The organism is Empedobacter sp. UBA3475 (assembly GCF_002378465.1).
GTDB classification, from domain to species: Bacteria; Bacteroidota; Bacteroidia; order Flavobacteriales; family Weeksellaceae; genus Empedobacter; species Empedobacter falsenii_B.
Genome location: NZ_DFRA01000011.1, coordinates 54027 through 70205, shown reverse-complemented (window position 1 = coordinate 70205; position 16179 = coordinate 54027). Strand labels below are relative to the sequence as shown.

14 protein-coding genes are annotated in these 16179 nt (G+C 31.0%); 5 read left to right on the top strand and 9 right to left on the bottom strand.

All coding sequences use genetic code 11. From position 1 onward, the window contains the following. Positions 1-322: 322 nt before the first annotated feature. A complete protein-coding gene (locus tag B3I31_RS03480) occupies positions 323-1036 on the top strand; it encodes a pirin family protein (RefSeq protein ID WP_114998600.1) in 714 nt (237 codons plus the stop codon). Positions 1037-1190: 154 nt separating this feature from the next. After that, the gene (locus tag B3I31_RS03475; protein ID WP_221854014.1) at positions 1191-2282 is read left to right on the top strand and encodes a hypothetical protein; all 1092 of its coding nucleotides are present in this window, start codon (positions 1191-1193) and stop codon (positions 2280-2282) included. Between the two features lie 70 nt (positions 2283-2352). On the opposite strand, the gene B3I31_RS03470 is transcribed toward B3I31_RS03475, so the two are convergent. From B3I31_RS03470 to B3I31_RS03430, 9 genes are all read right to left on the bottom strand, one after another. Beyond that, positions 2353-3054, bottom strand: coding sequence for an OmpA family protein (locus B3I31_RS03470; protein ID WP_221854015.1), 702 nt, complete (start codon positions 3052-3054; stop codon positions 2353-2355). A gap of 26 nt (positions 3055-3080) precedes the next feature. After that, on the bottom strand, positions 3081-3596 hold the full coding sequence (locus B3I31_RS03465) for a lipocalin family protein (RefSeq protein WP_286495675.1): 516 nt from the start codon (positions 3594-3596) through the stop codon (positions 3081-3083). Between the two features lie 126 nt (positions 3597-3722). Next, positions 3723-4616 carry a class I SAM-dependent methyltransferase gene (locus tag B3I31_RS03460; RefSeq protein ID WP_125349119.1) on the bottom strand — a complete coding sequence of 298 codons (894 nt, stop codon included), beginning with the start codon at positions 4614-4616 and terminating at the stop codon, positions 3723-3725. A gap of 1 nt (position 4617) precedes the next feature. After that, positions 4618-6489 (bottom strand): tRNA uridine-5-carboxymethylaminomethyl(34) synthesis enzyme MnmG, encoded by a 1872-nt coding sequence (gene mnmG, locus B3I31_RS03455; RefSeq protein WP_291087595.1) that lies wholly within the window; start codon positions 6487-6489, stop codon positions 4618-4620. Between the two features lie 54 nt (positions 6490-6543). After that, the gene (gene ybeY, locus B3I31_RS03450) at positions 6544-6969 is read right to left on the bottom strand and encodes an rRNA maturation RNase YbeY (RefSeq protein ID WP_219034096.1); all 426 of its coding nucleotides are present in this window, start codon (positions 6967-6969) and stop codon (positions 6544-6546) included. Positions 6970-6973: 4 nt separating this feature from the next. Next, positions 6974-9178: a patatin-like phospholipase family protein gene (locus tag B3I31_RS03445; RefSeq protein ID WP_291059853.1), complete on the bottom strand. Its 2205-nt coding sequence runs from the start codon at positions 9176-9178 to the stop codon at positions 6974-6976. A 62-nt stretch (positions 9179-9240) separates the two neighbouring features. Continuing rightward, positions 9241-9519, bottom strand: coding sequence for a DUF7683 domain-containing protein (locus tag B3I31_RS03440; RefSeq protein WP_221854021.1), 279 nt, complete (start codon positions 9517-9519; stop codon positions 9241-9243). A 57-nt stretch (positions 9520-9576) separates the two neighbouring features. Further along, the gene (locus B3I31_RS03435) at positions 9577-12042 is read right to left on the bottom strand and encodes a bifunctional UDP-N-acetylmuramoyl-tripeptide:D-alanyl-D-alanine ligase/alanine racemase (RefSeq protein ID WP_291047376.1); all 2466 of its coding nucleotides are present in this window, start codon (positions 12040-12042) and stop codon (positions 9577-9579) included. Then, positions 12029-12625 carry a thymidine kinase gene (locus tag B3I31_RS03430; RefSeq protein ID WP_038336222.1) on the bottom strand — a complete coding sequence of 199 codons (597 nt, stop codon included), beginning with the start codon at positions 12623-12625 and terminating at the stop codon, positions 12029-12031. Before B3I31_RS03430 ends, B3I31_RS03435 begins: the two co-directional genes overlap by 14 nt. Before the next feature lie 151 nt (positions 12626-12776). On the opposite strand from B3I31_RS03430, the gene B3I31_RS03425 reads away from it, so the two are divergent. The 3 genes from B3I31_RS03425 to B3I31_RS03415 are packed head-to-tail and all read left to right on the top strand — an operon-like array spanning position 12777 to position 16108. After that, positions 12777-13748, top strand: a complete 972-nt coding sequence (locus tag B3I31_RS03425) for a hypothetical protein (protein ID WP_125349122.1) — start codon at positions 12777-12779, stop codon at positions 13746-13748. Beyond that, complete coding sequence (locus B3I31_RS03420) at positions 13699-15045, top strand: MATE family efflux transporter (protein ID WP_312068455.1); 1347 nt, start codon at positions 13699-13701, stop codon at positions 15043-15045. Before B3I31_RS03425 ends, B3I31_RS03420 begins: the two co-directional genes overlap by 50 nt. Position 15046: 1 nt before the next feature. Beyond that, on the top strand, positions 15047-16108 hold the full coding sequence (locus tag B3I31_RS03415; RefSeq protein ID WP_280035024.1) for a hypothetical protein: 1062 nt from the start codon (positions 15047-15049) through the stop codon (positions 16106-16108). The last annotated feature ends 71 nt before the right edge of the window (positions 16109-16179 follow it).

The window sequence follows — 16179 nt, the reverse complement described above, 5'->3', positions numbered from 1 at the left end:
ACTAAAAAGGTTCCGAAACTTCGGAACCTTTTTTCATTTTGTAAGTTTTTTGTAAACTTTATACAAAATAACTGCTACTATAATAACAAGAACGATTTGGAGTAGAATCCAAAGTATAACATTAAATGTTGATTCGCCTGAAATTGATAGCATATATATGTCTCATGTGTTAACTGAATGCTAAAATATAAATTATTTTTAACATTTTGTTAATAATTTAAAAAAAGTTTTATTCATCTTCTAGGTGTGTTAATTGATAACTTATCACATGTCAATAGATAAGTTTTTTTTGCACCCTAAATTTGTATAAAAATAAATTACTATGAATTACCAAATATTTAAATCAGAATCAAGAGGTGGAGGAAATCATGGGTGGTTAGACTCTAAACATTCTTACAGTTTTGCAAATTATTACGATCCAGCTCGTATTCATTTTGGAGCTTTGCGTGTCGTAAATGATGATATAATTACCGGAGGAATGGGATTTGGAAAACATCCTCATGATAATATGGAGATTATTACAATTCCTACAAAAGGAGGAATTTCTCACGAAGATTCAATGGGAACTGGTTCTGTAATTGAGTCTGGGGATGTACAAGTAATGAGCGCTGGTACGGGAGTTTTTCATAGTGAAATGAATGCTTATGAAAACCAAGAAGGACATTTTTTTCAGATTTGGATTATTCCAAATAAAATGAATGTTGAGCCTCGTTATCAACAAATTTCTGTTCGTGAAGTAGCAAAAGAAAATGAATTATATCAAGTTCTTTCTCCAAATGCAGATGATCAAGGAGTTTGGATTCATCAAGATGCATGGATTTTTTTAGGAAATTATACAGAAGATAAACAAGAAACATACAAAGTACAAAAAGAAGGAAATGGTGTTTTCTTTATGGTTGTGGAAGGAGAAGTTGAATTTGATGGAAACAAATTAGGACGAAGAGATGTCATCGAGATTAAAGATACAAACGAGTTTTCGTTTAATGTAGCAAAAGATTCTCGCTTGATGTTAATCGAAGTTCCTATGGATATTTAGAATTTTTTTCAAGTTTTAGTTGTTTTATATATAGAGCAGATTTCAGAAATGGAATTTGCTTTTTTTTTGTTAAAAAAATACCATTATCAACACAAGTATTTAGTATATTTACTGCTTATAAAACTTTAACTCAAAACGTATTAATCTATACTATATGAAACGTTTATTCATCATTGCTTCTTTCGCTTTAATGATTATCAGTTGTAAAAATGATAACATTGAAATTGATTCTACATCTGCGCAAACTTTTAGTGAAACGGTAGACAAAATTTCGAAGGCTTTGCCTGTTATGCAACAAGATAAATTTAAGGAAGCTTTACAGATTATTTTCGAGTATAACACAAGTCAATCAATGGATAATGAATCGCGTTGGGGAATTGTGCGTACGTTGTTAGATGGAAAAACAGTAGATGAGGTTTTTGATATTGCTGAAAAAGTCGCGTTACAAAATAAATTTACATGGAATAGAAATCAAGTTCCTTTGGTGAATGGAATTCCAAAATCAGGTGCAATTGAAACTGTAGAAACGCCTGCTGAACCGACTTCTAATGTACAACGTTTCGATTTTAGTTTAAAACAAGATGATAGTGGAATCTCAATTTCTCCTTTTTTCTACAATGCGCAAGGAGAGGAAATTCAGTTGGATAAAGCTGTAACGGCAACGATAGAAGTGTTTAATTCAGGTAGTATTGTGTACACATTTCGTTCTACAATTGATCCAAATTCTATGGATGATTTGTACAGAAAAAATACAATTAATATTAAATATTCGTCATTAGATGCTTCTAAAATTAAGAGTGATCGATTAGATATTTTGGTTCGAATTCCGAATTCTGAACGATATTTAACGAATCGTAAAGCGGTAAAAGTTCCGTTGAATTTAGTTGGTGCTGCTGAGGTTGTAGATTCTCTTTTGGTTGAAAGTACGCCTGCACATGTAAGTAAAGAAGCTGGAATGGTAAAATCTCTTTCGAATCGTTTTATGACAAATTTATCAAAGAAAAATTATTCTGGTGCTTTTGCGTTGACAAGAAGTGGTGAATGGAATACTTTCCAAAAATTTTCTTCTGATGAATCAATTAAGAATTTAGAGCAAGCAACAATTAATGATGCAAAAGTGTTAGATGCAGACGAAAAAGTTGCATTAGTTGAAGTGAATGCAAATTTAAAAGACCAATCTTCTAAGACATATCAAGTGACTTTAGAAAAGATTAATAATAAATGGTTTGTGGTTAATTTTAAATAATCGTAAACGTATTAAACATAAAAAAAGCGTTCAAAATCTGAACGCTTTTCTTGTTTTATATTGAAATGAATTATTGTCCGTTTGCTTCTTTAGCAGCGTCCGCTTTCATTTTTGCGTTTGCAGTAATTGCAATCTCTACACGACGGTTTTGAGCACGTCCTTCTGCAGTTGTATTATCAGCAATTGGTTCCTCTAAACCTTTTCCTTTCGATGTTAAACGAGAAGAAGCAATACCTTTAGAAACTAAATAATCTTTTACAGACTGTGCGCGTTTTTGAGATAATGGTAAGTTATAATTTTGAGAACCTACGTTATCAGTATGGCCAACAATTAATAAATCTGTATCAGGATATTCGTTGAAAACTTCTACTAATTTATCTAAGTTAGATTTAGCAACAGCAGTTAAAGAAGCTTTGTTATAATCAAAAGTAACTTTAGAGTTTTCATCTAAAATTAAGTTAATCCCTTCTTCAGTTCTTACGACTTCTGCACCTGGTAAAACTTGCTCAATTTTTTGCGCTTGTTTATCCATATTGTTACCAATAACACCACCAGCAGCTCCACCTACAGCAGCTCCAATTACAGCACCTAAAGCAGTGTTACCACCTTTACCGATATTATTACCTAAGATTCCTCCAATAACACCACCAGCAACAGCACCAATACCAGCACCTTTTTGTGTATTGTTTGCATTTTGTACAGCTGTACAAGAAGACATAATAAATGATCCTCCTAATACAATTGCAGCTATTTTAGTATTTATTTTTTTCATAATTTCTAAGTTTTTTAAATTGTTGATTAACGTACGAAGTTATAAATCACTTGTGCAATTTTTCCATTTGCATTGATATCTTGTACCAATTTCATCGAATTTGCATCAACATAATCTACACGCATTTTATATCCTGCTGTATTTTGTTTCGCTTTGATTCCTGTAACATCTTTGAAGATAAAGTAAGTTGTAGAACCATCTTGTTGTAAATCCCAAATAATATTTGTTGTTCCTGAAGGGCAATCTCCGCCAGCGTTATTAAATGTATATGTTCCTTTTTTGTTGTTTTGAACTAAGTTCCATGTAGAACCTTCATAACATTCTGGGTTTGCTGTGTCAAAAACTTTCGCAACTGCATCAGTAACTTTTACATTACCTTGTACCTCGTTTGTTGTTAAACCTTGGTAGTCTACATTTGTCAAAGTCCATGCACCTCTCACTTCTTTACCTGTTTGTATTTCTTGTTTTGCAACGGTTGTAGATGCACAAGAAGTTAAAAATGCTGAAGCGCATATCCCAAATAATAAAATACTTTTTTTCATAGCTATTTATTTTATCTATTATTAATCTTAAAAAACGGCTTCTATAAATTAGATTTAATAAAGTTTTAGAAAAAAAACGACTTCTAATACATCTGATTAGATAATCATTCTTTAAAAACGCTTATTTTAATTTTCAGCTTTAATAATATAGATTAAAGAAGAATATTGACCTGTTTTTTTAGCTTGAGTATTAGACTTCAAACCAATTCTAAGTGCATTGATAAAACCTAACTTATTACCTTTATATTTTTCAGATAGTAGACTCACATAAAATGAATCTAATTTCATCGGGTGGATAGATTCAATTTTCATACCAAAGTTGCTAAATAACTTTCGCATGCTGGTTTCTGTGAAATGCCATAAATGACGAGGTACATCATAAGCTGCCCAATGTTCACCATAATATTTAGCATCATACGATTGGTGGTTTGGAACAGCTATTACTAAGATACCACTTTTTGTTAAATGTTTCTTTAGTTCTGTAATTATTTCTTTAAGATTAGGAATGTGTTCTAAAACATGCCACAAGGTAATCACATCATACTTTTCTGTATTCTGTTCTAATTCTGTAGAAGTAACTTTTTCGATTCCTACTTTTGATTGAGCAATTCGTCTTGCCGAATCATTTGGCTCCATTCCCAAAACATCGTAACCATTTTTTTGTAGATGCTCTAAAAAATCTCCAACGCCGCAACCATAATCTAGAATCTTTTTACCATTGCCAATTTTATTAATCAATTCTAATTTATTATTTAGATTGATTGATTTTGCCATTTGATAAAAACGTTCGAAAATAGATTTCTTTCCATCGGTATGGGAAATGTAATTTTTACTTTCGTAATACTTTCCCAAATTTTCGATAGGTTGGGGGAGAGTATACAAAACTTCAGTTTCTGAATCTTCGTAAATTTCGAACTTTTCTTTTGTTAAAAAATAATCTTTTAAATCTAATTTCTTAATACCAGAAAATCCTTCTTTTGAAGGATTTTCTTGAGATGTTTCACGTGGAACATTTTCCATATTATCTTCCCATGTAAATTAATAATACACTAATATCTGCTGGTGATACACCACTAATTCTTGATGCTTGTGCTACCGTTGCAGGTTTTATTTTTGTTAATTTTTGACGAGCTTCTATCGACATCGAACCAAAGACATGATAATCGATGTCAGCCGGAATTTTTAGATTTTCCAAACGATGCAATTTATCTGCATTCTGTTGTTCTTTCTTAATATAACCTTTGTATTTGATCTGAATTTCTGTTTGTTCTAATTCTTCTTGATCGTATTCATTTGTTTCAATAAATTCTTTTACACGATCTAATTTCGTAAAATCAGAAAGTTTTAACTCAGGACGAGAAATAACCGAAATCATTTTGTTTGGTTGTTTCAAAGGTGTTCCTTCGCGCTCTTCAATTACATCATTTATTTCTTGTGGCTTGATGGAATTTTCTTCGAAATAATTAACAAGTTTTTCAGCTTTGTCAAATTTTTCTTCCATTCTTCTCAAACGATCTTCTGAAGCTAAACCAAGTTCAAAACTTTTTCTTGTCAAACGTTCATCCGCATTATCTTGTCTCAATAAGATACGATATTCTGCACGAGACGTAAACATACGATAAGGTTCTTCTGTACCTTTTGTAATCAAATCGTCGATTAAAACTCCTATATAAGCTTCGTTACGATTTAAGATAAATGGATCTTTTCCTTGAATTTTTAACACAGCATTTATACCCGCCATCAAACCTTGAGAAGCAGCTTCTTCATAACCTGTTGTTCCGTTAATTTGACCAGCGCAATATAAGTTATCAATTAACTTAGTTTCTAGCGTATGTTTTAACTGTGTTGGTGGAAAATAATCGTATTCGATGGCGTAACCTGGACGTAAAATTTTTGCATTTTCAAAACCAGGAACAGAACGTAAAGCTCTTGCTTGAATATCATCTGGCAAAGATGTTGAGAATCCATTTATGTAGAATTCCATCGTGTGCCAACCTTCCGGTTCAGCAAAAATCTGATGACGATCTTTGTCTGCAAAACGATTAATTTTATCTTCGATAGATGGACAATATCTTGGTCCTGTCGATTTAATTGTTCCGTTAAACATTGGAGAACGATCAAAGCCTTCACGCAATAAATCATGAACTTCTTGATTGGTATAAGTAATCCAACAAGAACGTTGTTTCGTTATTTTTTGTGTATTTGTATATGAGAATTTTGAAGGATTTTCATCACCTGGTTGCTCAACCATTTTCGTATAATCGATAGAACGACCATCTACACGTGGAGGAGTTCCTGTTTTCATTCGTCCAGCTTCGAAACCTAAATCAACTAATTGTTCCGTAATTCCGAAAGCAGCAGATTCTCCCATGCGTCCACCTCCAAATTGTTTTTCTCCAATATGAATTAAACCATTCAAAAAAGTACCATTTGTAAGTACAACAGACTTAGAACGAATTTTCATTCCCATGGCTGTAATTACTCCGCAAACTTTACCATTTTCGATGATTAAATTTTTTACCATATCTTGAAAGAAGTCAACATTCTCTGTTCTCTCTAAAGATAAACGCCATTCTTCTGCAAAACGCATACGGTCTGATTGCGCACGTGGCGACCACATCGCTGGACCTTTTGATTGATTCAACATTTTGAATTGAATCGCAGTTTTGTCGGTAATAATACCTGAGTATCCGCCTAAAGCGTCAATCTCGCGAACAATTTGCCCTTTCGCAATTCCACCCATAGCAGGATTACAAGACATTTGTCCGATTGTTTGTAAGTTCATTGTAACAAGAAGCGTTTTTGCTCCTAAATTGGCTGCTGCCGCTGTTGCTTCTGCACCTGCGTGACCACCACCAACTACAATTACATCATATTCTGATTGAAATATCATTTGATTTGTAAACTTATTTTTCTTGTTAAAATAATAAATGTTCCACGTGGAACATTATTGATTTAGATAGCTACTAAACGTTTCTAAATATTGATTTTCTTTAGCAGTCATTAATTCTTTGTCATCTGGTTCTTTGTCCATATAACCAGCAAAATGTAATATCCCATGGATAACAACGCGAGCTAATTCGTTTTCAAAAGAAACATTATTTTGCTCAGCATTATCTTTGATTCGTTCGACGCTAATAAAAATATCACCCATCAATTTATCTTCAATAGAATTATCGAAACCAATAACATCTGTGTAATAATCGTGTTCTAAATATTGTCGATTAATTTGAAGTAAGTATTCATCATCACAGAAAATATAGTTTAAATCTTCTATTGTTTTCCTTTCATTCTTCATACTCTCTACGATCCAATCTATCCAAGTTTGAGCATCTTTTAGCTCAAAATCTGTTTCGTAAAATAATTCTATCATTGTTCTAAAACCAGTAACCTAAACTTAAATTAAATAATCCTTTTTTTGTGTAAGGCGAATAACTCCAAATAAAATTTAAAGGACCTAATGGACTATCGTAGCCATAGGTAATGCCGTACCCAAGATATTTGTAATCTGTTAAACTCAATTGCTCAAATCTATCTGTGATATTTGCTATATTCATAAATAGACTTGTGTAATGATTTTTCAAAATTCGAGCTTGAATATGAGAGCCAAAAAGCAATTGATTGTCGCCAATTGCAGAGCCAAAGGGAAGCCCATAAAACTTAGTGTAATTGAAAAAATCTTGTTCAACATAACCTCCGATATAAAACTTCTGAGGCATTGTTACATTATCGTTGAAAAAGGTTCCAAAGTTAGCAGTAAATCTGTAACTTAGGAAATTATTTAACGGAAAATTTGCCTCTAAACTTGATTCTAACAAATAGTTATTTTCAAACCCAGTTACATTAGAATCAAATAAATACTTGAAACTTCCATCAAATTTTAAACCACTACGCGCAAAATTTGCATTATTTCGATTATCTGCTTTGATATATCCATACGCTTTCCAATAATAACCTTCGGATTTTGCTGGAAATTCCTCATTAGAAGCAATAAAATTATTCGTGAAAACTTTTGTGTATTGATGATCTAATCCAACGCCAATAGCAAATTTTTCTTTGATAGTCGATTGAATGTAGATTTGATTGATGTATTCTCTAAAGTTATAATTTACTTTTTTGTAGATATTATCCTGGCCAAAGAAGTTTCTTAGATCAATTTCTTTATCAAAATAATGTGAAAAAGAGTTGAAGCCGATACTTGGAAGATATCCATTATCAATGAAAAAATTGATGTTATATCGCGCATAATCACCAACCACAACATCAGCAGAAAGCACCGAGTTTTTGACAAATAAATTCTTTGAAGTGAAGTTTAAAAGTAATCCTGTTTTAAATAAATCATCGTAATGTAATCCAAATCGGATAGATTGTTTGGTCTTATTTTCTTGAACTTTTAACGTTAATAAATTTTCTTCATCGTTAATTTCTGAGATTTTATACGTGATATTATTGAAGTTTCCAGAAGCATATAGTTTCGAAATTCCAGCTTTTAAATCATCATATTTTATAATTTCAGGAGTACGAATTCTTAGCTTACCTTCGATATAATTTGTGTTGAAATTTTTCAATCCTTCAACCTCGATTTCTTTGACCAAAACATAATCATCAAGTTTGATTTCGTTTCGAGTTCTGTTCGAAGCATGCTGTTTTTTTGCAATTTCTTTAAGTTGATCATACACTTTTTCTGAAGCAACAAGTCCGCGATTATAAATAGAATCTACTTCATCAAAACTTGTAACTGTATATTCTTTTAGCTCCGGTTTAATCAATAAATCGACTAGTTTTTTCTGTTCATCTGTTTTTTTAACGATACTCATCGTCATAATTTGACTCAAAATATCAATAGCAGAATTTAGATCATCACGTTTTTGTAAACCATCACCCAATTCTACACCGATAATAATATCAGCACCCATATCTTTCACTTCTTTCACGGGGAAATTGTTGACAACACCGCCATCAACATATATTTTACCATCAATTGTGACAGGATCTAACATGGTTGGATAAGCGCCCGAAGCCAAAATAACGCGAGGTAAAAATCCTGAACGAAAGACTTTTTCTTCTCCAGTTTCGAGATCAGTTCCAATACAAACAAAAGGCGTTGGAAGTTTATTGAAATCATCAATATCATGAACTGGACGCAATAAATAGGTCAATAAATCAAGCGGACCTTGACCTTTTGAAATGGCATTTGGAATCGTTAATTTGAACTTATCAAAAGGTAATTCTAAGATGTATTTTTCTTTGTATGCTTTCTCGAAAAAAGGAATCTCTGCACGATCTTTATTTTGCGTAATCAATGAAGAAATATCCAATTGATGCATGATTTTCTCGAGTTCGTCAGGTGTATATCCAGCGGCATATAATCCACCGATAATCGCGCCCATACTTGTTCCTCCGATGTAATCAATTTTGATTCCCGCTTCTTCAATCTTCTTCAAAGCGCCAACATGTGCATAGCCTTTTGCGCCACCACCACTCAATACAACACCCACTTTTAGACGCGTTGAATCATTCTTTGTTTCTTGTGCAAAGGTCATGGTTGAAATAATGAAAATGAAAGCAAAAAGACTGCGCATAAATTGATCTAAATTGAGGAATAAAGATAGCAATTTTGAATCTAAGTTGTAGAATTGTTTAACTATTCTACATTATTTTCATAACAACTTAAATAATATGAAAACTTCGAAAAGTTGGGAGAAAAAGCTTTATTTAGTTTTAGAAAAGGCTTTAGTTTTTCTATTTGTGAAACAGAAAGTGGATATGAATCATAAATTTCTGTTGGATAATCATCCTCATTTAAGATAAAATCATTTAAATAAAAAAGAATCTGTTCAGATGTTATTTCTAATTCGAATTCATTGTTCAGAGAATCGTCAGAATTATTATACTCTTCAATTAATCTAATTATTTTATCCATTTATTTTTTTTAAAATTACAAAAAAAGAGCTACTATTCAGTAACTCTTTTCAATAAATTATTCTTTGTAATAAACGCGTTTTATACGTTGGGAAACCGAAGTTAAGACTTCATAAGGAATTGTTCCTAACCATTCGGTAACGTTAGCTAAAGTTGGCGAGTTTCCAAAAATAGTCACTTCGTCACCTTCTTTACATGGAATATCGGTAACATCAACCATCATCATATCCATACAAATGGTTCCGGTAATTGTAGCCAAATGCCCGTTGATACCTACTTTTCCTTTTCCGTAACCAAGTGAACGACGAATTCCGTCTGCATAACCAACAGGCAAGGTTGCAATTTTGGTATGACGCTCCGCTGTAAAACGACGACCATAGCTTACAGTTTCGCCTTTTTCAATCTCTGAAATCTGAGAAATTACCGTTTTGAAACGCACAACAGGTTTCAAATATTTCTCCATAAAATCGGTATATTCAGAGTAGCCATACATTCCGATTCCTAAACGAACCATGTCATATTGATGTTCTCCATACGCTACAATTCCAGGAGAATTTAATGCATGTTTGATTGGTTTTATGTTTAAAGCAGTTGTAATTACTGAATAACTATTATCAAAACGTTCTAATTGATATTTCGCATAATCTTCCTGCTCTGGCATATCGGCAGTTGCTAAATGCGTGAAAATTGAGCGAACATAAACATGTGAATTATCTTTTAGAATTGCAATTAATTCTTCGAAATCATCTTCGTGAAAACCAAGACGATTCATACCTGTTTCCATTTTTAGGTGAATTGGATAAGGTGAAGAAATTTGTTTTTCTTGTAGTTTCTGAATGAATAATTTCAAAACACGTAAACTATAGATCTCTGGTTCCAATTGATAATCGATAACCGTAGAGTAACTACTTTGTTCCGGGTTCATGACGATAATTGGAATGGTAATTCCAGCCTCGCGCAATTCTTTTCCTTCATCTGCAATCGCCACGCCTAAGAAATCGACACCGTTATTTTGTAAGGTATTTGCTACCTCAAAACTTCCTGTTCCATAACTATTCGCTTTCACCATGCACATCAATTTTGTGGTAGATTTTAGCAATGAGCGGTACACATTTATATTTTCGATCAGGTGTTGCAAATTAATTTCAAGAACAGAATCGTTGGAACGTGTTTCTAATTCATTCGAAATTTTTTCTAATTTGAACGGACGAGCACCTTTTAATAAAATAGCTTCGTTGTCGACATGTTGATGTTTGAACTGCTCTAAGAATTCTTCAGTCGAGTTGAATGAACGAACATAGGATTCAAATAAATGTTTGAACTGAGAAATTTTTTCTCCGATCAACACTATCTCATCAAAATGATAAAGGTTGACTAAATCGGCTGCTTGTTGATATAAATCGTGGTCAGATAAGTTACTTTGTAAAATATCCGTCAACACCAACGATTTTTTGTCGCGCGGTTGTTGATTTAGCACATTTAGTCCAATTTTTAATGAATTTAGATCAGAATTGAAGGTATCATTAATTAAAATTGAATGATTAATCGCTTCTTTAATTTCCAAACGCATTTCGATTGGTAGAAGTTGACTAAATTCGTTTTTAAGTTGTTTATAATCAATATTTAAACTAATTAAAGTCGTTAAGCAAATTAAACTATTTTTAATCGAAGCATCATCGATAAAAGGAATCGAATAGGTGAATTCTTGTTGATTATGTAAAATAGAAATTTGCGTATTAGTCTGATTACTTTGTATTTGCTTGATCTGTACAGTGGCAGAATTGGAGTAACCGTAAGTATATTTATCTGTTTTTGCTAAATGAGCGTTTTCAAGAATAGCTTGATGAACTTTTTCGTTTTCGATATTGAAAACTAATTTATCAACATGAGAAAATAGTTTCAGTTTTTCCTGAATCAATTCATCTTGATTTTTAAAATTCTCTAAATGCGCTTCTCCGATTTTTGTCAACACACCTATTGTTGGTTGAATAATTTCTTCGAGATTTTGCATTTCATTTGGCATCGAAATTCCAGCTTCGAAAATACCCAAATCGTTTTTCTCTTCCATTTGCAAAACAGAAAGTGCTGCTCCAAATTGAGAATTGTAACTTTTTGGACTACGAACAATCGAGAATTTTTTCCATAACAATTGATTCAACCACTCTTTGACAATCGTTTTTCCATTGGAACCGGTAATTCCGATCACAGGAAAATGAAATTGTTTGCGATGAATTTTTGCCCAATTTTGCAAAGCAAGTAGCGGATTTTCAACCTCGATAAAATTTGCATGAGGCAAATTTGTCAACGCTTTTTCTACGACAAAATTTCGAATTCCTCTTTGATAAGCATCTTGCAAAAACAAATGTCCGTCTTTTTGGTTTCCGTGAAAAGCAAAGAAAATTCCGTGAATTGGATTGACAATCATGCGCGAATCAAAGAAAATTTGATTGATGATTTCGTCTCCATTTCCAATCAAAGTACCGTTGATGATACTTGCAATTTGATTTAGATTATAAGTTTTCAACTTTATGTTTGTTATGTTCTTCCCAGAAAGCAACTCGGCTTAATGGTTCATATTCTAGTACTTCGCCAAGTTCTACAAGACGATCACTGTCAATTTTTCGGTGCGAATAATTGGCTAAATTTCCTGTACGAACGCAGATTGCATGCACTTTTGTTACATACTCGGCAGTCGCCATTAAATTGGGCATTGGACCAAAAGGACGACCTTTGAAATCCATATCCAAACCAGCAACAATAACGCGTTTGCCTTCGTTTGCCAATTGATTGGCTACGTCTACAATTCCTTCATCAAAAAATTGTGCTTCATCAATCCCTACCACATCGCAATCATCAGCCAATAATAAAATTGCTGAAGAATACTCAACTGGCGTTGATGTAATAGAATTTTGATTGTGTGAAACGACTTCGCGGTCCGCATAACGCGTATCTATCGTAGGTTTGAAGATTTCGACACGTTGTTTGGCAAATTCGGCACGTTTTAGACGGCGTATAAGTTCTTCGGTTTTACCAGAAAACATTGAGCCACAGATGACTTCTATCCATCCACTTTTTTTGTTATGATTAAAGGTATTTTCGAGGAACATAGTTCAAATAATTTAGATTAAAATATGAGAACAAATTTACGGAATAAATTAGTTGAATGAAGTAAAAAATTAAATGAAGATAGAGATATAAGAAAAGTTAAATAAATGCGTTCTAAACTTTAATGTTATAACAACAACACTTATTTATTTTATGGAAACTCAACAAGAAAATAATAATCAAGAAATTGATTTGGTTTTTTTAGCGAAGAAAATTAAAGGTTTTTTTCTATCAATAGGTTTTTTAATCCTACGATTAATCAACTTTATTATTCGAAACAAAATAATAGTAATTATCTTGTTCATTTTAGGTATATCTCTTGGGGTTTATTTTGATAAAAAATCAAAAAATAATTTTAAAACAGAAGTTGTTGTTGTTCCTAATTTTGAAAGTGTTGATTTACTTTATGCAGAAGTAGAAAATTTTAAATCGAACTTAAATTCGAACAAATCTAAATATGACTTTTTGAATGATGTTGTAGATTTAAGAATAGAATCTATAGAAAATATAAATAGTATTCTTACAGATAAGGATAATTTGGAAATTTTTAAAGTATTAACATCAAATGGACAAGATTTATCTAAAATTTTGAAAAATGAAGAGTTTAAAAAGAATTATAAATATCATTTAATCACGTTGAAAACAAATTCATCGGTGAATTCTCAAAAAATCATTGATTTTTTATTAAATACTATTAATTCTAAACCATATTATAAACAAAGGTCTGCTTTCGCAATTAAAAATCAAACTAATGCTAAACAACAAGCAGAAAAGAGTATTGAACAAATTAATAAGATTCTAGAAAATTTAGGAAATGGAAGTGTTTCTGTTGTTGGTAAAGATTTGAATATTAATAGTTATGATCAATTATCTAATGTAATTGAGATGAAAGATTATTATATGAAAAAATTAGTTGATATTAATACTAAGTTAATTGAGTATAAATCTACTATTTATCCTGTTAATACATCTTTTAACAATAAAATACACCAAAAGATATATGAAAAAATGGTAGTTATTTTACCACTTTTTTTGATTGGTTTCTACTTGTTTTTGTCTTATATCAAATATTTGTATGCGAAGTACAATAATCTATACCAAAAGACAAAAATTACAAATGCTTGAAAAGAGCAAAAATATTATCAAAAACAAGGAAATTAAACAAGGTTTAATCACACTTTTTTTAAGAGGAATTGGTGTATTGACGTTATTTGGTTTTACTATTTTTTTTAATCGAAATTTTGATTCTTCTGTGGTGGGCGATTACGAGTTTACTCGTATGTTTTTACTCGTATCAGGAAGTATTTGTTTGTTCGGCACAGATATCTCTATTTTATATTTCGCAGGAAGATTGAAAAGCGAAGAAAGATTTTATGAACTAAAAAAATTGTATTATAAAATATCAATTCTAAGTTTTCTTTTTTGTTTAATAATAGGACTTATTTTTTTTATTTTTTTTGATTCAACTTTTATTAATTCTTTTTTTGGTTCGGAAAACTCATATAAAATAACATCTTATAGTATATTGTTTTTATTTTTTAATGTTTGGACTCTTTTTAATACGGAGGTTTTGAGAGCTCTTGACCAAATTGTTTGGTCTGAATTATTTCGAAATACATTCAAGTTCTTTCCTGTTATCTTTGGCGCAATCATTTTATATGGAAGTGAAAAAGAGGAAAGTATTGTCTTTTATTATATTTTAGGTTTTGTAATTCTAGGTCTTATTACTTCAGTTTTTGTATTAGTCCTTTTGAGTAAAATTCCGAAATCAAAACATAATTATTCATCAATAACTTATCGCGAAATAATAGATTATTCTTTGCCAATGGGAATAAGTAGCTTTGCAGTTTATTTATTTTCTACAATTGATATTATTATTTTGAGAAACTATTTTTCGAGTTCAGATGTGGCTTTATACGCTTTGGGAATAAAAATAATGGCAATTTTGAGTATGGTAATTTTAAGCATCAATGTTAATCTTTCGCCACAGATAGCTGAACTTTATTTGAAGAATGAGTTAGACGAGTTAAAGAAGGTTTTAAGACATTCGAGTCGATTTATTTTTCTGTTAAGTGTAACAATAGGCTTAATAATTATTTTATTTTCTGATTACATTTTACCAATATTTGGAGCAGAATATATTGCAGCGAAAACAGCTTTATTAATTCTTGTTATTGGACAAATTTTAATTTCAAGTTTAGGAAGTTCGGCTGCTTACTTGAATATGACAGGAAGACCAAAAGTTTTTCGTAGTTTTCTATTGATTGCTTTGCTAATTAATCTTTCCTTGAATTTAATTTTGATTCCTAAATTTGGAATAATAGGAGCGTCTATAACGTATGTTTTAACAATTCTTTTTTGGAACTTATGTGCTGTTATATATATTTACCAAAAGGATAAAATAAAAATTTATATCAATTGAAATGAGAGTTACTCTACAAAAAAATAAGTTAACATTTATACTTCTTTTTTTATTGTCAATTCTTATCGCATTGATAGGAGAGAAAGTATTGCCACAGAAGTTCTTTATAGATGCTAATACAATTGTTTTTGATTATTATAATGAAGCAGGTTTCAAAGGAAGTTATCCGCTTACAATGTCTTTTTATAAATATACTCAGTTAGGTAAATTACCTTTTAATGTAGTAGGTGTTTTTCAGTTGTTTTTTTATTATATTATTTTATTCAAAATAGGTGTACCAAAGGATTTTCATATCCTTACTATAAAAAATATAATTGTTTACTTAGCTTTTTTGATGATAGGAATTTTTATCTCAATGCCTTCAAAAGAGTTTATTACATTTCTATTTATTTCACAAATTGTTTTCTTATTTCAATCTAAAAAAATAGGGTTTGATTTATCACTTTTATATTCTTTTTTAATATTAATAATATTTGGAATATTCTTCAGGTCTTATTTTGCATTAATACCTGTTATATCTATTTTATTATACTTTATTTCGAAAATAAAGTATACAAACAGGACATTCGGAATAATAATAATAAGTGTATTAGTAATAATTCTATTTTCAGCGTTACATTATTTAGCAAAGGGAGAATTTTTTTCTGATTTAGCAAGAAATTCTGTAAATGAAGTTAGACAAGGCTCTGAAGATGCAAACTCTATGATAATTCCTCCATTAGAACCTACAGGATTATTAGCAGAGTTAGTGAATACTTTTTATAGTTTTTTATCAGTTAATTTCCCAATTGTAGAATATAAGCATTTATTATCACCTCGAATTTTTCTATTTATTATTTGGCAGATTTTATTTACAATAATTTTTATAGTTCGTTTTTCGTGGGCCATAAAAGATCCGATAAAGAATAATAGAATATTATGGATATTTTATTTTCTGTTTTCTTATCTAGCAATCCAAAGTGTTTTTGAGCCAGATTTAGGTTCAGCAGTTAGACACAAAATTGGAATTTTACCATTGTTTTATTACGTTTTCTACTATGATAGTTTCTCTAAAAAAGTATAATCAAATTAATCAGTTATTGATCATACTAATTGCATGTACAATTGTTTTTAGGAGTATTTGTACACCTATTA

Bases quoted from the DNA above. Each gene is read 5' to 3' on its own strand.
- B3I31_RS03480 (WP_114998600.1), top strand. From the start codon at position 323: ATGAATTACCAAATATTTAAATCAGAATCAAGAGGTGGAGGAAATCAT.
- B3I31_RS03475 (WP_221854014.1), top strand. From the start codon at position 1,191: ATGAAACGTTTATTCATCATTGCTTCTTTCGCTTTAATGATTATCAGT.
- B3I31_RS03470 (WP_221854015.1), bottom strand. From the start codon at position 3,054: ATGAAAAAAATAAATACTAAAATAGCTGCAATTGTATTAGGAGGATCA.
- B3I31_RS03465 (WP_286495675.1), bottom strand. From the start codon at position 3,596: ATGAAAAAAAGTATTTTATTATTTGGGATATGCGCTTCAGCATTTTTA.
- B3I31_RS03460 (WP_125349119.1), bottom strand. From the start codon at position 4,616: ATGGAAAATGTTCCACGTGAAACATCTCAAGAAAATCCTTCAAAAGAA.
- mnmG (WP_291087595.1), bottom strand. From the start codon at position 6,489: ATGATATTTCAATCAGAATATGATGTAATTGTAGTTGGTGGTGGTCAC.
- ybeY (WP_219034096.1), bottom strand. From the start codon at position 6,969: ATGATAGAATTATTTTACGAAACAGATTTTGAGCTAAAAGATGCTCAA.
- B3I31_RS03445 (WP_291059853.1), bottom strand. From the start codon at position 9,178: ATGCGCAGTCTTTTTGCTTTCATTTTCATTATTTCAACCATGACCTTT.
- B3I31_RS03440 (WP_221854021.1), bottom strand. From the start codon at position 9,519: ATGGATAAAATAATTAGATTAATTGAAGAGTATAATAATTCTGACGAT.
- B3I31_RS03430 (WP_038336222.1), bottom strand. From the start codon at position 12,625: ATGTTCCTCGAAAATACCTTTAATCATAACAAAAAAAGTGGATGGATA.
- B3I31_RS03425 (WP_125349122.1), top strand. From the start codon at position 12,777: ATGGAAACTCAACAAGAAAATAATAATCAAGAAATTGATTTGGTTTTT.
- B3I31_RS03420 (WP_312068455.1), top strand. From the start codon at position 13,699: ATGCGAAGTACAATAATCTATACCAAAAGACAAAAATTACAAATGCTT.
- B3I31_RS03415 (WP_280035024.1), top strand. From the start codon at position 15,047: ATGAGAGTTACTCTACAAAAAAATAAGTTAACATTTATACTTCTTTTT.